Annotated in this window: 15 protein-coding genes; 2 read left to right on the forward strand and 13 right to left on the reverse strand. The window is 56.4% G+C overall.

Features of this window, described 5'->3' with window-relative positions; translation table 11 throughout:
- Window positions 1-17: 17 nt before the first annotated feature.
- The gene (locus G9X48_RS20615) at window positions 18-1,355 is read right to left on the reverse strand and encodes an NCS2 family permease (RefSeq protein WP_097640770.1); all 1,338 of its coding nucleotides are present in this window, start codon (window positions 1,353-1,355) and stop codon (window positions 18-20) included.
- Window positions 1,356-1,524: 169 nt separating this feature from the next.
- On the opposite strand from G9X48_RS20615, the gene yieH reads away from it, so the two are divergent.
- Complete coding sequence (gene yieH, locus G9X48_RS20620; protein WP_097570801.1) at window positions 1,525-2,190, forward strand: 6-phosphogluconate phosphatase; 666 nt, start codon at window positions 1,525-1,527, stop codon at window positions 2,188-2,190.
- 179 nt (window positions 2,191-2,369) lie between these two features.
- Here the strand turns inward: yieH and G9X48_RS20625 are convergent, their stop codons facing one another.
- From G9X48_RS20625 to pstS, 6 genes are all read right to left on the reverse strand, one after another.
- Window positions 2,370-3,512: an alpha/beta hydrolase-fold protein gene (locus G9X48_RS20625; RefSeq protein ID WP_161593574.1), complete on the reverse strand. Its 1,143-nt coding sequence runs from the start codon at window positions 3,510-3,512 to the stop codon at window positions 2,370-2,372.
- Between the two features lie 142 nt (window positions 3,513-3,654).
- Window positions 3,655-4,380, reverse strand: a complete 726-nt coding sequence (gene phoU, locus G9X48_RS20630) for a phosphate signaling complex protein PhoU (protein WP_004387543.1) — start codon at window positions 4,378-4,380, stop codon at window positions 3,655-3,657.
- Window positions 4,381-4,438: 58 nt separating this feature from the next.
- A complete protein-coding gene (gene pstB, locus G9X48_RS20635) occupies window positions 4,439-5,212 on the reverse strand; it encodes a phosphate ABC transporter ATP-binding protein PstB (protein ID WP_004387544.1) in 774 nt (257 codons plus the stop codon).
- A gap of 50 nt (window positions 5,213-5,262) precedes the next feature.
- Window positions 5,263-6,153: a phosphate ABC transporter permease PstA gene (gene pstA / locus G9X48_RS20640; protein ID WP_004387545.1), complete on the reverse strand. Its 891-nt coding sequence runs from the start codon at window positions 6,151-6,153 to the stop codon at window positions 5,263-5,265.
- The gene (pstC, locus tag G9X48_RS20645) at window positions 6,153-7,112 is read right to left on the reverse strand and encodes a phosphate ABC transporter permease PstC (RefSeq protein WP_097570797.1); all 960 of its coding nucleotides are present in this window, start codon (window positions 7,110-7,112) and stop codon (window positions 6,153-6,155) included. Before pstC ends, pstA begins: the two co-directional genes overlap by 1 nt.
- Window positions 7,113-7,251: 139 nt before the next feature.
- Window positions 7,252-8,292 carry a phosphate ABC transporter substrate-binding protein PstS gene (gene pstS / locus G9X48_RS20650; protein ID WP_097640771.1) on the reverse strand — a complete coding sequence of 347 codons (1,041 nt, stop codon included), beginning with the start codon at window positions 8,290-8,292 and terminating at the stop codon, window positions 7,252-7,254.
- A 198-nt stretch (window positions 8,293-8,490) separates the two neighbouring features.
- Here pstS and G9X48_RS20655 point away from each other — a divergent pair, with 198 nt between their 5' ends.
- A complete protein-coding gene (locus tag G9X48_RS20655; protein WP_007797714.1) occupies window positions 8,491-8,817 on the forward strand; it encodes a hypothetical protein in 327 nt (108 codons plus the stop codon).
- Window positions 8,818-8,914: 97 nt separating this feature from the next.
- Here the strand turns inward: G9X48_RS20655 and G9X48_RS20660 are convergent, their stop codons facing one another.
- The 6 genes from G9X48_RS20660 to atpG form a co-directional block, all read right to left on the reverse strand.
- Window positions 8,915-9,505 carry a hypothetical protein gene (locus tag G9X48_RS20660; protein ID WP_097570796.1) on the reverse strand — a complete coding sequence of 197 codons (591 nt, stop codon included), beginning with the start codon at window positions 9,503-9,505 and terminating at the stop codon, window positions 8,915-8,917.
- 79 nt (window positions 9,506-9,584) lie between these two features.
- Window positions 9,585-11,414: a glutamine--fructose-6-phosphate transaminase (isomerizing) gene (gene glmS / locus G9X48_RS20665; protein WP_097640772.1), complete on the reverse strand. Its 1,830-nt coding sequence runs from the start codon at window positions 11,412-11,414 to the stop codon at window positions 9,585-9,587.
- A 227-nt stretch (window positions 11,415-11,641) separates the two neighbouring features.
- Window positions 11,642-13,012 carry a bifunctional UDP-N-acetylglucosamine diphosphorylase/glucosamine-1-phosphate N-acetyltransferase GlmU gene (gene glmU, locus G9X48_RS20670; protein ID WP_097640773.1) on the reverse strand — a complete coding sequence of 457 codons (1,371 nt, stop codon included), beginning with the start codon at window positions 13,010-13,012 and terminating at the stop codon, window positions 11,642-11,644.
- 342 nt (window positions 13,013-13,354) lie between these two features.
- On the reverse strand, window positions 13,355-13,774 hold the full coding sequence (locus tag G9X48_RS20675) for a F0F1 ATP synthase subunit epsilon (RefSeq protein WP_004386166.1): 420 nt from the start codon (window positions 13,772-13,774) through the stop codon (window positions 13,355-13,357).
- A 20-nt stretch (window positions 13,775-13,794) separates the two neighbouring features.
- Entirely contained in the window at window positions 13,795-15,177 is a 1,383-nt protein-coding gene (atpD, locus tag G9X48_RS20680; protein WP_004386167.1) for a F0F1 ATP synthase subunit beta, read from the reverse strand.
- Between the two features lie 26 nt (window positions 15,178-15,203).
- On the reverse strand, window positions 15,204-16,067 hold the full coding sequence (atpG, locus tag G9X48_RS20685) for a F0F1 ATP synthase subunit gamma (protein WP_004386168.1): 864 nt from the start codon (window positions 16,065-16,067) through the stop codon (window positions 15,204-15,206).
- Window positions 16,068-16,083: the final 16 nt, after the last annotated feature.

Raw genomic sequence — 16,083 nt, forward strand, 5'->3', positions numbered from 1 at the left:
TTCGCTGGCCTTTTTGATTAATGCGCGTCGATAAAGATAATTTTCAGCAGGAACAGCAGCGCCACAACCAGCACGCAGGCGTTCAGATCGCGCAGGCGACCGGTGAAAATTTTCATCACGCAGTAAGAGATAAAGCCCAGCGCGATACCTTCAGTAATCGAGAAGCTAAACGGCATCATGACGGCGGTGATAAACGCCGGCACCGCTTCGGTCAGGTCATCCCACTTCACGCGCGACAGGCTGGACGTCATTAGCACACCCACGTAAATCAGCGCGCCCGCAGCGGCGTAAGGCGGCACCATGCCCGCCAGCGGCGAGAGGAAAATCACCAGCAGGAACAGCAGGCCGACCACGACCGCGGTAAGGCCGGTGCGCCCGCCAATGGAGACGCCGGACGAAGATTCGATATAAGCGGTTACGGACGACGTACCAATAAACGAGCCCGCCACCGACGAAATGCTGTCCACATACAGCGCCTGTTTCATGCGCGGGAATTTACCGCTTTCATCGGCAAGCCCGGCCTTATCGGTCACGCCAATCAGCGTGCCGGAGGAGTCGAACAGGTTGACCAGCATAAACGAGAAAATCACGCCCGCGAGGCCGATATCCAGCGAGCCCGCGAGGTCAACATGGCCCAGCACCGTCATTACGCTCGGCGGCTCTGATACCACGCCTTTGAAATGCACATCGCCAAACGCGAGGCCCAGCAGTGTGGTCACAATGATAGAGACCAGCACCGCCGCGTGAATGTTGCGGGAGGCGAGAATAGCGATGATAAAGAAGCCCAGCACGCCAAGCAGCGTGGTATGCGACGTGAGATTACCGATAGCCACCAGCGTTTCCGGGTTCGCGACAATAACGCCCGCGTTTTTAAGCCCCATCATGCCGATAAACAGGCCGATACCGCTGGTGATCCCGATACGCAGGCTCACCGGAATATTGGCAATCATCCAGTAGCGCACGCGGAAAATGGTCAGCAGCAGCAGGCCGACAGCGCCCCAGAAAATCGCACCCATCCCTACCTGCCAGGAAAGCCCCATCGCGCCAACCACGACAAACGCGAAGAAGGCGTTCAGGCCCATCGCCGGTGCCAGCGCAACGGGCAGATTCGCCAGCAGGCCCATCAGAATGCTGCCAAACGCGGCGATAAGACAGGTCGTTACGAAGACTGCACTGGTGTCCATGCCAGCCGCGCCAAGGATCTGCGGGTTTACAAAAACGATATACACCATCGTCAGGAAGGTCGTTACGCCTGCGATCACCTCGGTGCGGGCCGTGGTGCCGTGCGCGCGTAATTTAAACACGCGCTCAAGCAATCCCTGCCCTTCGGCCTGGGACGTCTGTTGTTGGCTCATTCTTTAATTCCGTACAAGGAGGGGAAAAATTCGTCGCTATCCTATACCAAAAAGGCCCGATATTGATGGTCATCACAGACTTTTTTTCATTGAATTTGCTTATACGGCATCGATTGCGTGACGCAAAGCGCTTAGAGTAATCGTTCAACTTGCAACAACAGGAAACGGCATGTCCCGAATTGAAGCGGTATTTTTCGACTGCGACGGTACGCTGGTGGATAGCGAAGTGATCTGCTCCCGCGCCTATGTACATATGTTCGCAAGGGCAGGCATTACGCTTGAGCTGGAAGAGGTGTTTAAGCGCTTTAAGGGCGTAAAGCTCTACGAAATCATTGATACCATCAATGCTGAATATGGCGTACAGCTGGAGAAAGCCGAGCTTGAGCCGGTCTACCGCGCAGAAGTGGCCCGGCTTTTTGACGCGGAGCTCAAAGAGATCCCCGGTGCCGCGGCGCTGCTTGAGAAAATGGCGGTGCCGATATGTATCGTCTCGAACGGCCCGGTGAGCAAAATGCAGCAGTCGCTCGGCAAAACCGGGATGCTGCGCTATTTCACCGATAAACTCTTTAGCGGCTACGATATTCAGCGCTGGAAACCCGACCCGGCGTTAATGCATTTTGCCGCCGATGCGATGCAGGTGAATGTGGAGCGCTGCATTCTGGTGGATGATTCCGCCGCCGGCGCAAAGGCAGGCATCGCCGCCGGGATGCAGGTGTTTTATTTCTGTGCCGATCCGCATAACCCGCCGCTGGAGCATCCGAATGTGACGGTGTTTACCGATTTAGCGCAGCTGCCGGATTTATGGCGGGCTCGCGGCTGGGATGTGACGCGCTGATCATGGGGCAACGGCGGGTGCGCTTCGCTTACCCGCCCTACGGTATGGATACAGAATTTTGTAGGGTGGGTAAGCGCAGCGCACCCACCTGTGCAGGGATGCAGAGTTTTTGTAGGGTGGGTAAGCGCCAGCGCACCCACCTTTGACAACTCGCCCCTACCGCCCCACATCAACCACCATTAAAAAATCTTCTGCACCCACTCGGCATAGGCCGGGCGCCATACGGCCATTTCATGGCCGAGCCCCGGATAAACGTGGTAATCAAATTTCACGCCGTCACGCTCAAGCTCGGTTTTCAACCCGGCGATATCCCGGCCCGTCACGCTGTCTTTATCACCCACCACCAGCGTAAAGTTACGCAACTGGCTGTTCACCTCGTCCGCGCGGGAGAGCTGTTTCGTCACGTCGTCATTCGGCACCGTGGCGGTGGTCACGCCGCTCAACGAGGCCAGCCAGCCAAAGCTTTGCAGATGCGACATGCCGGACACCAGCGCCTGGTAGCCACCCTGCGACAGCCCCGCCAGCGCGCGCCCCTGCGCATCCTGGCGCACGTTAAATCGCTGCCCGATCAGCGGAATGATATCGTTCATCAGCTCTTTATCCGCTGCGCGGGCGTTAATCGGGTAGAAATCTTTGCGACGTTCGGCGGGCGGAAAATTCTCCGGCACCGCGTCGGCGATATCCGTTTCGGTATCCGGGATAACCACCAGCATCGGTTTGATTTTGCCCTCCGCCAGCAGGTTATCCATCATCTGCGGGATACGACCCTGGGTAACGGCGGAAAGCCCGGTATCGCCAAAGCCGTGATAGAAGTAGAGCACCGGCAGCGGCTCACTTTCACGGCTATAGCCCGGCGGCGTCCAGACGTACACCCGCCGCTCCGATTTCAGCGCGCCGGAGTGGTACGTCAGCGTGCGCAGATCGCCGTGCGGCACCGCCCGGTCATCAATAATGCTGCCCGGTACCAGAATCAGCGAGGTATTCGGCTGGCGCTGCGGTTTCACATACGGATTGCCGGTATCGATGGAGCGAAACCCGTCAACGTCAAAAAAATACTCGTGCAGATCCGGCGTCATCGGCGCGCTCTTCCAGCTCCAGACGCCGTTCGCCTCTTTGCGCATCTCATGGGACACCTGGCTGTCCGCCGTCGCGCCGAGCACGACCGCCACGCGCTTCGACTGGGGCGCGAACAGGCGGAAGGTAATGGATTTATCGGGATTCACCTGCGTGATGTAATGGCTGACCGGAATAGACGGATCGGGGGTTGCCGGCAGCGGCGCGCTGAAGGCGGATAAACTGGCGCAACCAATCACGGCTGCCATCGCGAGAGCGGTACGGGAAGGTAATTTCACGGATTTATCCTTTTATAACGGGCTCGGTAACCCCTTATAGTATTGAGTAAAATCCGCAAAATGGGCGACGCGCGCCCCAAAATTGCCCTCGCGCGTGACGAGGGCGACAGGCTTACTCTTTCGGATCTTTACCGGCGAGCAGTTTATCCAGCTCGTCGCCGCCCACGTGGCGGAAATCCTGGCCCTTCACGAAATAGAAAATGTATTCGCAGATATTCTGGCAGCGGTCGCCGATACGCTCGATAGATCGGGCGCAGAAGAGCGCGGTCAGAACGCTCGGAATGGTGCGGGAATCTTCCATCATATAGGTCATCAGCTGACGCACGATGCCCTCATATTCCTGGTCGACTTTTTTATCTTCGCGATAGATACGTACCGCTTCATCGAGATCCATACGCGCGAAGGCGTCCAGCACGTCATGCAGCATCTGTACGGTATGGCGGCCAAGCGACTCCAGGCTCACCAGCAGCGGCTGGTGCTGGTGCGAGAATTTCTCAAGCGCGGTGCGGCAGATTTTATCCGCCACGTCGCCGATACGCTCCAGCTCCGCGATGGTTTTAATGATGGCCATCACCAGACGCAGATCGCTCGCGGTCGGCTGGCGCTTGGCGATGATGCGCACGCAGGCTTCATCGATCGCCACTTCCATCATGTTGACCTTTTTATCGCCGTCGATAACGCGTTTGGCCAGTTCGCTGTCCTGGTTGTGCATGGCGGTGATCGCATCGGAGAGCTGCTGCTCCACCAGCCCGCCCATGGTCATCACCTGGGTGCGAATGTATTCCAGTTCAGCGTTGAACTGACCGGAAATATGTTTATTCAGATTCAGATTATCCATTTAGCACTCCACATGCCCGATAAATTCAAAAGCGGCCCACATGAGAAATCCGGGCATATCAACCGTAGCGACCGGTAATATAGTCTTCGGTCTGTTTCATTTTCGGCTTGGTGAAGAGATCGTCGGTGTTGCTGTACTCGATCAGCTCGCCAAGGTACATAAACGCCGTGTGATCGGAACAGCGCGCCGCCTGCTGCATGTTGTGCGTCACGATAACGACGGTGTAATCCTGCTTAAGCTCGGTAATGAGCTCTTCGATACGGCCCGTGGAGATCGGGTCCAGCGCCGAACACGGTTCGTCCAGCAGCAGCACTTCCGGACGGATAGCGATGCCGCGGGCGATACACAGACGCTGCTGCTGACCACCGGAGAGAGAGTACCCGCTCTGGTGCAGTTTATCCTTGGTTTCGTTCCATAATGCGGCTTTGGTCAGCGCCCACTGCACGCGCTCGTCCATATCGGCGCGGGAGAGTTTCTCAAACAGACGCACGCCAAACGCGATGTTGTCGTAAATTGACATCGGGAAAGGCGTCGGCTTCTGGAACACCATGCCCACTTTCGCGCGCAGCAGCGCGATATCCTGGGAGTGGTTCAGAATGTTTTCGCCATCCAGCAGGATCTCGCCTTCCGCGCGCTGCTCCGGGTAGAGCTCAAACATTTTGTTAAAGGTACGCAGCAGCGTGGATTTACCGCAGCCAGACGGGCCGATAAACGCGGTCACTTCGTTTTTGGCGATATCCAGGCTGATGTTTTTCAGGGCATGGAATTTCCCGTAGTAAAAGTTCAAATCGCGAACCTGAATCTTGCCCGGGGCCTTATTAACCATACTCATCTCAATCGTTTTCCTTATCCGGCGTCGCGAAACGCCACGCCGTCAAAAAATTAACCGTGTTTACGTTTGGCGAACAGCACGCGCGCCAGGATGTTCAGCAGCAGTACGCAAAGGGTGATAATCAGCACGCCTGCCCAGGCCAACTGTTGCCATTCGGCAAACGGGCTCATGGCGAATTTGAAAATCGTCACCGGCAGGTTGGCGATAGGCTGCATCATGTCCGTGCTCCAGAACTGGTTGGAGAGCGCGGTAAAGAGCAGCGGCGCGGTTTCGCCCGCGATACGCGCGACCGCCAGCAGCACGCCGGTCAGGATGCCCGACACAGAAGCTTTAAGCGTAATGGCGGAGATCATCTTCCACTTCGGCGTGCCGAGCGCGTAGGCCGCTTCACGCAGGCTGTCCGGCACCAGCTTGAGCATGTTCTCGGTGGTGCGGATAACAATCGGCACCTGCAACAGCGCCAGCGCAATCACGCCCGCCCAGCCGGAGAAGTGTTCCATCTGCGCCACCACGATGGTGTAGACGAACAGCCCGACGACGATAGACGGCGCAGAAAGCAGAATGTCGTTAATAAAGCGGATGACTTCCGCGAGAAACGACTTGCGGCCATATTCCGCGAGATAGATACCCGCCATGATGCCAAGCGGCGTACCAATAACCGTCGCCCACAGGATCAGCAGCCCGCTGCCTGCGAGCGCGTTCGCAAGGCCGCCACCGGCGGTGTTCGGCGGCGGCGTCATCTCGGTAAAGAGCGCCAGCGACATGCCGTCAAACCCGCGCGATACCGTGGAGATTAAGATCCAGATAAGCCAGAACAGGCCGAACGCCATCGTCGCCATCGAAAGCGTCAGCGCGATGCGGTTTTTCATGCGGCGCTTCGCCTGCATTTTGCGGCGGGATTCCGCAAGCTCCGTGGTGTTTTGCAGTTCCATCGTCGCCATTAGCGTGCCCCCTCGTTTTTCGCCAGACGCATGATCATCAGCCTGGAGATGGCCAGCACGATAAAGGTGATCACAAAGAGGATCAGGCCCAGCTCCATCAGCGCTGCCACATGCAGCCCGGATTCCGCCTCGGCGAATTCATTAGCCAGCGCCGAAGTGATGCTGTTGCCCGGCATGTAGAGCGACGGGCTGTCGAGCTGGTAGGTGTTACCGATGATAAAGGTCACCGCCATAGTTTCGCCGAGCGCACGGCCAAGGCCGAGCATAACGCCGCCAATCACCCCATTTTTGGTGAACGGCAGAACGATGCGCCAGATAACTTCCCAGGTGGTGCAGCCGATGCCGTAAGCCGACTCTTTCATCATCACCGGGGTCTGTTCGAACACATCACGCATAACCGCGGCGATGTATGGAATGATCATGATGGCGAGAATGACGCCCGCCGCCAGGATGCCGATACCGAACGCCGGGCCTGAAAAGAGCGCGCCGATAAACGGGATGGCAGAAAGGACGTTGCCGACCGGCTCCTGGAAATACGTCGCGAACAGCGGGGCGAAGATAAACAGCCCCCACATGCCGTACACGATACTCGGAATAGCCGCCAGCAGTTCAATGGCGATACCCAGCGGGCGTTTCAGCCAGCCAGGCGCCAGCTCCGTCAGGAACAGCGCAATGCCGAAGCTCACGGGAACCGCTATCAGCAGCGCGATAAACGAGGTCACCAGCGTGCCGTAGATGGGCACCAGCGCGCCAAAGGTTTCGTTAGGCGCATCCCATTCCTTGTTCCAGAGGAAGGAAAAACCGAATTTTTCCATGCTCGGCCAGGAAGAGAAGATCAGCGACACGATAATCCCGCCCAGCAGCAATAGCACAATCAGCGCAGCCAGTCGTACCAGCGCGCTGAAGATCATATCGCCCTTTTTTCCGGGGGGGTTAAATACAGGCTTGGTGGCAGCCATATTTCACTCTTCAGTTAAACTCTGTTTTGAATGATGCCCGGCAGCGTGATGCGTACCGGGCCTACAAAAAACAGCATGTTACCGGATTTTTGTAGGGCGGATAAGCGAAGCGCCATCCGCCATCATCGGTAAATCTCGATCAATACAGCGCTTTACCGCTGCTGTCTTTCACGTTGGTCTTCCATGCGGCGCGAACCTGCTCAACCACGCTGTCCGGCAGAGAGGCGTAATCCAGGTCGTTAGCCTGTTTCGCACCTGACTTGTAGGCCCAGTCGAAGAACTTCAGCACTTCGGCGCCCTGCTCAGGTTTCTTCTGCTCTTTGTGAACCAGAATGAAAGTGGTGGAAGTGATTGGCCACGCGTCGTCGCCTTTCTGGTTGGTCAGATCCTGCGCGAAGGATTTGCTCCAGTCAGCGCCTTTCGCGGCGTTGGCGAAGCTCTCTTCGGTCGGTGCGACCGGTTTGCCGTCAGCGGAAACCAGTTTGGTATAGGTCAGGTTGTTCTGCTTGGCGTACGCGTATTCCACGTAACCGATAGAACCCGGCAGACGCTGTACGAACGCGGCGATACCGTCGTTACCTTTACCGCCAAGGCCGGTCGGCCAGTTAACGGTAGAGCCAGAGCCGATTTTGGATTTCCACTCGTCGTTCACTTTCGCAAGATAGCTGGTGAAGACGAAAGAGGTACCGGAACCGTCAGCGCGGCGCACCACGGCGATATTCTGAGAAGGCAGTTTTTTGCCCGGGTTCAGTTTGGCGATCGCCTCGTCATCCCACTTCTTGATTTTGCCAAGGTAGATGTCGCCCAGGGTTTTGCCATCCAGCACCAGCTCGCCAGACTTGAAGCCCGGCAGGTTAACCGCCAGCACCACGCCGCCGATCACGGTCGGGAACTGGAAAAGTCCTTCTTGCTGTAATTTTTCGTCAGAAAGCGGCGCGTCAGAAGCACCAAAATCAACCGTGTTAGCAATGATTTGTTTAACGCCACCGGAGGAGCCGATACCCTGGTAGTTTATCTTGTTACCCGTTTCTTTCTGGTAGGTATCCGCCCATTTGGCATACACCGGTGCCGGGAATGTTGCGCCCGCGCCAGTCAGACTTGCTGCCGCGAAAGCGGAAAAAGCGCTCAGAGATAAGGTCGCGGCGACAACAGTTGCGACGGTGGTACGCATAACTTTCATAATGTCTCCTGCTGGTGTTCGTAATTTATTGTTTCGTGGCTACGGTGAGCAAAGTAGGACAGTTTGGTGACAGATAAATGTACGAATTATGACAGTTTTATGACAATGAAAAAGATGCAGAAATGTCTTACTTAACTTTTTGAAAATTAATGCTTTTATAATTCCTCAACCCGCCCGTCATTTATAAGGATAGCCGTAATGATAAAAAAAATGTCACTTTTCTCCGCTGCGTCATTACTTACTTTTTCATCAATAAGTTATGCCGCGCCGGTTCAACTGGATGACCACAGTACCCGTATTCACGGCGCGCCGGTGACGATATTTACCAGCGATGGCGTCGTGGCACCGTCTAATGTCGATATCTCGGATGTGGAAAAGGCCGTCGAGGCGTATAAGCGCAAAGAGCAAAACCGCTACTCGGACGACAGAAAAGATAGCGATCTGGAAAATCGCGTGCGGGCGCTGGAGCAGGAAAATGACAAGCTGTCCCGTGAACTGGATGATTTAAAACGCAAGATTAAATAAGCGATGCGCTCCCTGTATAGCGACAGGCAGGGAGCCTGTTCATTTGCCCCGCAGATGAATGGCGTACAATATTGAGCGGATCATCCGCCTGCAGCGCTTAACGTTTTAAAGCGCGTTTTTCCGAAGGGCGCTGAAGGGCTTTGGTATGAGCGCGTCGCATTTTGTTCGCAAGACACCAGCGGACCAGCCTGAACATCTCCTCACTGTTCATCATTCGCCATGCGGCGCACACCAGCAGCGCGCCCGCACTCCAGCAGAGCCAGAACACACCGGAAAACGGGCACATTATCAGGCCGGTAATTAGCGTCGCCAGGCTTAACGCCGCATGAAAAAACGCGCTGAAGAGAAACAGCTGCAAACCGCGGTGCCGCCCTTTTTCTATCATCAACATCACGAGTATCAGCAACACCAGCCAGATAGCGCCTGAGAGTATCCACAGCACAGAAAAAGCGGGCCGCAGCGCGGCGAGATTGAGGACGGCACTCAACACCATGGCATAGACGCACCCCACCGGCACTCGCCAGAAACGGCGCGAGCCGATGATGCGGACATCGGGCAGATCGTGGCGCTCGGCCATTTTAAGTTTGAGCTTATGCAGCCTGCGGTGGGCGATATCGTCATCCACCTCTGCGCTATAGGTGATGAGCTGATAAAACCGCGTACCGGCGAGAAAGCGCTTTAGCGACATAACATCCCTTTGCGTGACGTTAAAAAAAAGAGGCTGCCTTCCGGCAACCTCTTCAGAGCATAACACGCGCGAGAACGCGTTATTCCACCGTAACGGATTTCGCCAGGTTACGCGGCTGGTCAACGTCGGTGCCTTTAATCAGCGCGACGTGGTAAGCCAGCAGTTGCAGCGGAACCGTGTAGAAGATCGGCGCGATAACCTCTTCAACATGCGGCATCGGGATGATGTTCATGTTATCGCTGCTGGTGAAGCCGGCATCCTGATCGGCGAAGACATACAGCACGCCGCCACGGGCGCGAACTTCTTCGATGTTGGACTTCAGTTTTTCCAGCAGTTCGTTATTCGGCGCCACGACGATAACTGGCATATCGGCGTCAATCAGGGCCAGCGGGCCGTGCTTGAGCTCGCCTGCCGCATAGGCTTCGGCGTGAATGTAGGAGATCTCTTTGAGCTTCAGCGCGCCTTCCAGGGCGATCGGGTACTGATCGCCACGACCCAGGAACAGCGCGTGGTGCTTGTCGGAGAAGTCTTCCGCCAGCGCCTCGATGCGTTTGTCCTGAGAGAGCATCTGCTCGATACGGCTCGGCAGCGCCTGCAGGCCGTGAACGATATCGTGCTCAACGGCGGCATCCACACCTTTCAGCCGGCCCAGTTTCGCCACCAGCATCAGCAGAACGGTTAACTGGGTAGTGAACGCTTTGGTGGACGCCACGCCAATTTCCGTGCCGGCTTTGGTCATCAGCGCCAGCGACGATTCACGCACCAGCGATGAGCCCGGAACGTTACAGATGGCCAGCGAACCGAGATAACCGAGCTCTTTGGACAGACGCAGCGCCGCGAGGGTGTCTGCGGTTTCGCCGGACTGCGACAGCGTGATCATCAGGCTGTTGCGGCGCACGGCGGATTTGCGATAGCGGAATTCCGAGGCGATTTCGACATCGCACGGCACGCCTGCCAGCGCTTCAAACCAGTAGCGAGAAACCATACCGGAGTTGTACGAGGTGCCACACGCGACAATCTGAATATGCTCAACTTTAGAGAGCAGTTCGTCGGCGTTCGGACCCAGCTCGCTTAAATCCACCTCGCCGTGGCTGATGCGCCCGGCCAGCGTGTTTTTAATCGCGTTCGGCTGCTCGTAGATCTCTTTTTGCATGTAGTGGCGGTAGATGCCTTTATCACCGGCGTCATACTGCACATTAGATTCGATTTCCGGGCGGGAGACGCTTTCGCCCTGGGTGTTGAAAATCGCGACGGAGCGGCGGGTCACTTCGGCGATATCGCCCTCTTCGAGGAAGATAAAGCGGCGGGTCACCGGCAGCAGCGCCAGCTGATCGGAGGCGATGAAGTTTTCGCCCACGCCGAGGCCAATCACCAGCGGGCTGCCGGAACGGGCCGCCAGCAGGACGCTCGGATCGCGGTTATCCATAATGACGGTGCCGTAAGCGCCGCGCAGCTGAGGAATAGCGCGCAGCACCGCCTCACGCAGCGTACCGCCCTGCTCCAGCTCCCAGTGCACCAGGTGCGCGATCACTTCGGTGTCGGTTTCGGTGACGAATTCGTAGCCGCGCGTTTTCAGCAGTTCGCGCAGCGGTTCGTGGTTTTCGATAATGCCGTTATGCACCACCACAATATGCCCGGAGACATGCGGGTGCGCGTTGCCTTCTGACGGTTCGCCGTGGGTCGCCCAGCGGGTGTGCGCGATACCCGTGCCGCCGTGCAGCGGATGTTCTTCCGCCGCCTGAACCAGCATCTGTACTTTGCCCAGACGACGCAGACGGGTTATATGCCCCGCGTTATCCACCACCGCGAGACCAGCGGAGTCATAGCCGCGGTACTCCAGACGACGCAAACCTTCGAGAAGGATTTCAGCAATATCACGTTGCGCTACAGCGCCAACAATTCCACACATAATTAATTTCCTGACAATGGCATTTCGCCATGCGTTGTCGCCGACCTGTATTTGCCCGTTTGCCGGGCTCCCCGAGCCTTGTAGAGAGTGGGGTTATTGTTTTGGTACTGCCTGTGGGCGGAAGATTATGTTATCCCCTCATCCCGAGTCTGCCGCAGGGCATGACTGCTCTGCGACCGACAAAACCGTATGGCGGGCAGATACAGCGCGCCCGCCATGAACATAACTTATTTTTTTTTCACCGGGCGACGCCAGCCCTGTTTGTGTACCTGCGGCACGCGGGTGAGCACCAGCTCGTTTTCCGCGATATTGCGCGTCACGGTGGTGCCTGCGGCGATGGTCGCGCCTTTCGCCACCGTCACCGGTGCCACCAGCTGGGTATCGGAGCCGACAAACACATCATCGCCAATGATGGTTTTGTGCTTGTTAGCGCCATCATAGTTACAGGTGATGGTGCCCGCGCCGATATTAACGTTATCGCCGATTTCCGCGTCGCCGAGATAGGTCAGGTGACCCGCTTTTGAGCCTTTACCCAGACGCGCTTTTTTCATCTCGACGAAGTTGCCGACATGCGCGCCTTCGAGAAGCTCCGCGCCCGGACGCAGACGCGCGAACGGCCCGATGGTACAGGCGGTATCCAGACGGGCGTCTTCCACCACGCTGTAAGGACTGATTTCGCAGTCGTCGCCGATGACGCTGTTTTTAATCACGCAGCCCGCGCCGATTTTCACGCGATTGCCCAGCACTACGTCGCCTTCAATAATCACGTTAGCGTCAATTTCGACATCGCGCCCGTGTTGCAGCGTGCCGCGCAGATCAAAACGCGCCGGGTCACGTAACATCACGCCCGCCAGCAGCAGTTTTTCTGCCTGCTCGGCCTGATAAACGCGCTCAAGACGCGCCAGTTGCAGGCGGTTGTTCACGCCTTCCACTTCGCTTAAACGCTGTGGATGCACGGCGGCAATCTCGCGGTCTTCGTTCCAGGCCATCGCGATGATATCGGTGATGTAGTATTCACCCTGCGCATTGTTGTTATCGAGCTTCGCCAGCCAGCGTTTCAGATCCGCGCCGTTGGCGACGAGGATGCCGGTGTTGATTTCGTTAATCTGGCGCTGCTCGTCGCTGGCATCTTTATGCTCAACGATACCGGAGACATTGCCATTCTCACGGGTAATGCGGCCATAACCGGTCGGATCGTCGAGCTTCACGGTTAACAGCCCAATGCCGCCCTGCGGCTTCGCCGCGCAGAGCTGTTGCAGGGTGTCAACGGAGATCAGCGGTACGTCGCCGTAGAGCATCAGCACATCTTCGTCGTCGCTAAAGAACGGCGCTGCCTGCTGCATCGCATGACCGGTGCCGAGCTGCTCGGCCTGCAATACCCAGTTGAGCGAGGCGTCTTTAAGAGTGCTTTGCAGCAGATCGCCGCCATGACCGTAAACCAGGTGAATATGTTGCGCGCCAACATGTTTGGCGGCATCAATCACGTGTTGCACCATCGGCTTCCCGGCCAGAGTGTGCAGCACTTTTGGAAGATCGGAGTACATGCGCGTGCCTTTGCCAGCGGCAAGGATCACAACGCTCATAGCATGGCTAGACATAGTCGTCCTGTCTTATGAAAGTGAATGAAGTAAAGCGATTTAGCGCCCGAAATTCTACATATTTTTCAGCATAAAACGGGCTGCTGGCAAATCGCCGCTTTAAGCCTGTTTTACCACGTTATACAGTCGCGTAATGCATGCCGGAAGGCGTAAAAAGAGAGCGTAAACGCTTTCTGGCGTCTTATCATTCATAAAAACAATGGGATGCCGTTTTTTTGCGTCTGGAATAAAGCGCGATAAATGCCGACTAAAATCCAGCAAACATACGTCCTTGCGTATAACGCAGACATAAAAAAAGCCAGCCGGGTCGCCCTGGCTGGCTTTTTAACTTTCAAGCCGGTGTTACATCGCTTTTTTGGTCAACTCGATAACGCGCAGTTTGGCGATCGCCTTGGCCAGCTCAGCAGAAGCCTGAGCGTAGTCCACGTCACCGTGGGAGCTACGGATATGGTCTTCCGCTTTACGCTTCGCTTCCAGGGCTCGCGCTTCGTCGAGATCCTGGCCGCGAATCGCGGTGTCAGCCAGCACGGTTACGTTGCCCGGCTGCACTTCCAGCACGCCGCCGGAGAGATAGATATACTCTTCGTGGCCGTGCTGTTTCACGATGCGGATCATACCAGGCTTAATGGCGGTGAGCAGCGGCGCGTGGCCCGGGTAAATACCCAGTTCACCTTCGCTACCCGTAACCTGGATTTTCTCGACCAGACCAGAGAACATCTGTTTCTCTGCGCTGACGACATCCAGGTGGTAAGTCATTGCCATGTCACCCTCCGATTAAGGCGTTAAAGTTTTTTGGCTTTTTCCACGGCTTCATCAATGGAGCCAACCATGTAGAACGCCTGCTCCGGCAGATGATCGTATTCACCTTCCATAATGCCTTTAAAGCCACGGATGGTGTCTTTCAGCGATACGTATTTGCCCGGCGCGCCGGTAAACACTTCTGCCACGAAGAACGGCTGTGACAGGAAACGCTGAATTTTACGAGCACGCGCAACGACCAGTTTGTCTTCTTCAGACAGCTCGTCCATACCGAGGATGGCGATGATGTCTTTCAGTTCCTGGTAACGCTGCAGGATGGACTGCACGCCGCGAGCGGTGTCGTAGTGCTCCTGGCCTACTACCAGCGGATCCAGCTGACGGCTGGTGGAATCCAGCGGGTCAACGGCCGGGTAGATACCCAGAGAAGCAATCTGACGGCTCAGTACCACGGTTGCGTCAAGGTGCGCAAAGGTGGTGGCTGGTGACGGGTCAGTCAAGTCATCCGCCGGTACGTATACCGCCTGTACGGAGGTGATAGAACCGGTTTTGGTGGAGGTGATACGCTCCTGCAGAACGCCCATCTCTTCCGCCAGGGTCGGCTGGTAACCTACCGCTGAAGGCATACGGCCCAGCAGTGCGGATACTTCAGTACCGGCCAGGGTGTAACGGTAGATGTTGTCGACGAACAGCAGAACGTCACGACCTTCGTCACGGAATTTCTCAGCCATGGTCAGGCCGGTCAGCGCAACGCGCAGACGGTTTCCCGGCGGCTCGTTCATCTGGCCGTACACCAGGGATACTTTATCCAGTACGTTGGAGTCGGTCATTTCGTGGTAGAAGTCGTTACCTTCACGGGTACGTTCGCCCACGCCCGCAAACACGGAGTAACCGGAGTGCTCAATCGCGATGTTACGAATAAGCTCCATCATGTTTACGGTTTTACCTACACCTGCACCACCGAACAGACCGACTTTACCGCCCTTCGCGAACGGACACATCAGGTCGATAACTTTGATGCCGGTTTCCAGCAGTTCCTGAGAGCTGGACAGCTCTTCATAGGACGGCGCCGCGCGGTGAATCGCCCAACGCTCTTCTTCGCCGATGTCGCCTTTCATGTCGATAGGCTGACCCAGGACGTTCATGATACGACCCAGCGTCGCTTTACCTACCGGCACTTCGATCGGGTGCTCAAGGTCTGCAACAGGCAGACCGCGACGCAGACCGTCGGAAGAGCCCATCGCGATGGTACGTACGATACCGCCGCCGAGCTGCTGCTGGACTTCCAGCACCAGACGCTCATTACCATTCGTTACCTCAAGGGCGTCGTACACTTTCGGTACAGCATCCTGAGGGAACTCGACGTCCACCACGGCGCCGATTACCTGGACAATCTTTCCAGTAGCCATCTTGAATCCTCTACGAAATAACCTGGTTAAACCGCGGCGGCCCCCGAGACGATCTCGGTGAGTTCCTGAGTAATGCTGGCCTGACGAGCTTTGTTGTACACCAACTGCAGCTCTTTAATCAGGCTGCCGCCATTATCGGTTGCGGCTTTCATCGCCACCATTCGTGCGGCCTGCTCGCTGGCCAGGTTTTCAACCACACCCTGATAAACCTGCGATTCGACATAACGACGCAGCAGGGTATCCAGCAGCGCCTTCGGATCGGGTTCGTACAGGTAATCCCAGGATTTGTGCTTCAACTCATCGTCTTCTGATGCCGGCAGCGGCAGCAGCTGAGTGATGGTCGGAGCCTGAGACATGGTGTTAATAAATTTGTTGCTGACAACGTAAAGCTTGTCCAGACGGCCTTCATCATAAGCCTGCAACATCACTTTAACCGGGCCAATCAGATCGGACAGGGAAGGGTTGTCCCCCATGCCGGTGACCTGCGCCACAATGTTGCCGCCCACTGAATTGAAGAAAGAAACGCCTTTAGAGCCGATCATTGCGATATCGCACTGAACGCCTTTATCGGACCATGCTTTCATATCCGCCAGCAGTTTCTTGAACAGGTTGATGTTCAAGCCGCCGCACAGACCACGGTCAGTCGACACCACCAGGTAGCCCACGCGCTTAACGTCGCGTTCTTCCAGGTACGGGTGTTTGTATTCCAGATTACCGGTAGCAAGGTGACCAATCACTTTGCGCATGGTATCTGCATAAGGACGGCTGGCCGCCATGCGATCCTGCGATTTACGCATTTTGGAAGCGGCGACCATCTCCATCGCTTTAGTGATCTTTTGCGTGTTCTGGACGCTTGCGATCTTACTACGTATCTCTTTTGCGCCGGCCATGAGCTTCTCCTCAATG

This window comes from Cronobacter sp. HA18006, from assembly GCF_011605445.1.
GTDB classification, from domain to species: Bacteria; Pseudomonadota; Gammaproteobacteria; order Enterobacterales; family Enterobacteriaceae; genus Cronobacter; species Cronobacter sakazakii.

What these genes read in the sequence shown, in the direction of transcription:
- G9X48_RS20675 (WP_004386166.1), bottom strand. Translation starts at nt 13,774, where the DNA reads ATGGCAATGACTTACCACCTGGATGTCGTCAGCGCAGAGAAACAGATG.
- pstA (WP_004387545.1), bottom strand. Translation starts at nt 6,153, where the DNA reads ATGGCGACGATGGAACTGCAAAACACCACGGAGCTTGCGGAATCCCGC.
- G9X48_RS20660 (WP_097570796.1), bottom strand. Translation starts at nt 9,505, where the DNA reads ATGTCGCTAAAGCGCTTTCTCGCCGGTACGCGGTTTTATCAGCTCATC.
- glmU (WP_097640773.1), bottom strand. Translation starts at nt 13,012, where the DNA reads ATGTCTAGCCATGCTATGAGCGTTGTGATCCTTGCCGCTGGCAAAGGC.
- pstC (WP_097570797.1), bottom strand. Translation starts at nt 7,112, where the DNA reads ATGGCTGCCACCAAGCCTGTATTTAACCCCCCCGGAAAAAAGGGCGAT.
- yieH (WP_097570801.1), top strand. Translation starts at nt 1,525, where the DNA reads ATGTCCCGAATTGAAGCGGTATTTTTCGACTGCGACGGTACGCTGGTG.
- atpG (WP_004386168.1), bottom strand. Translation starts at nt 16,067, where the DNA reads ATGGCCGGCGCAAAAGAGATACGTAGTAAGATCGCAAGCGTCCAGAAC.
- G9X48_RS20615 (WP_097640770.1), bottom strand. Translation starts at nt 1,355, where the DNA reads ATGAGCCAACAACAGACGTCCCAGGCCGAAGGGCAGGGATTGCTTGAG.
- glmS (WP_097640772.1), bottom strand. Translation starts at nt 11,414, where the DNA reads ATGTGTGGAATTGTTGGCGCTGTAGCGCAACGTGATATTGCTGAAATC.
- atpD (WP_004386167.1), bottom strand. Translation starts at nt 15,177, where the DNA reads ATGGCTACTGGAAAGATTGTCCAGGTAATCGGCGCCGTGGTGGACGTC.
- pstS (WP_097640771.1), bottom strand. Translation starts at nt 8,292, where the DNA reads ATGAAAGTTATGCGTACCACCGTCGCAACTGTTGTCGCCGCGACCTTA.
- G9X48_RS20655 (WP_007797714.1), top strand. Translation starts at nt 8,491, where the DNA reads ATGATAAAAAAAATGTCACTTTTCTCCGCTGCGTCATTACTTACTTTT.
- phoU (WP_004387543.1), bottom strand. Translation starts at nt 4,380, where the DNA reads ATGGATAATCTGAATCTGAATAAACATATTTCCGGTCAGTTCAACGCT.
- pstB (WP_004387544.1), bottom strand. Translation starts at nt 5,212, where the DNA reads ATGAGTATGGTTAATAAGGCCCCGGGCAAGATTCAGGTTCGCGATTTG.
- G9X48_RS20625 (WP_161593574.1), bottom strand. Translation starts at nt 3,512, where the DNA reads ATGGCAGCCGTGATTGGTTGCGCCAGTTTATCCGCCTTCAGCGCGCCG.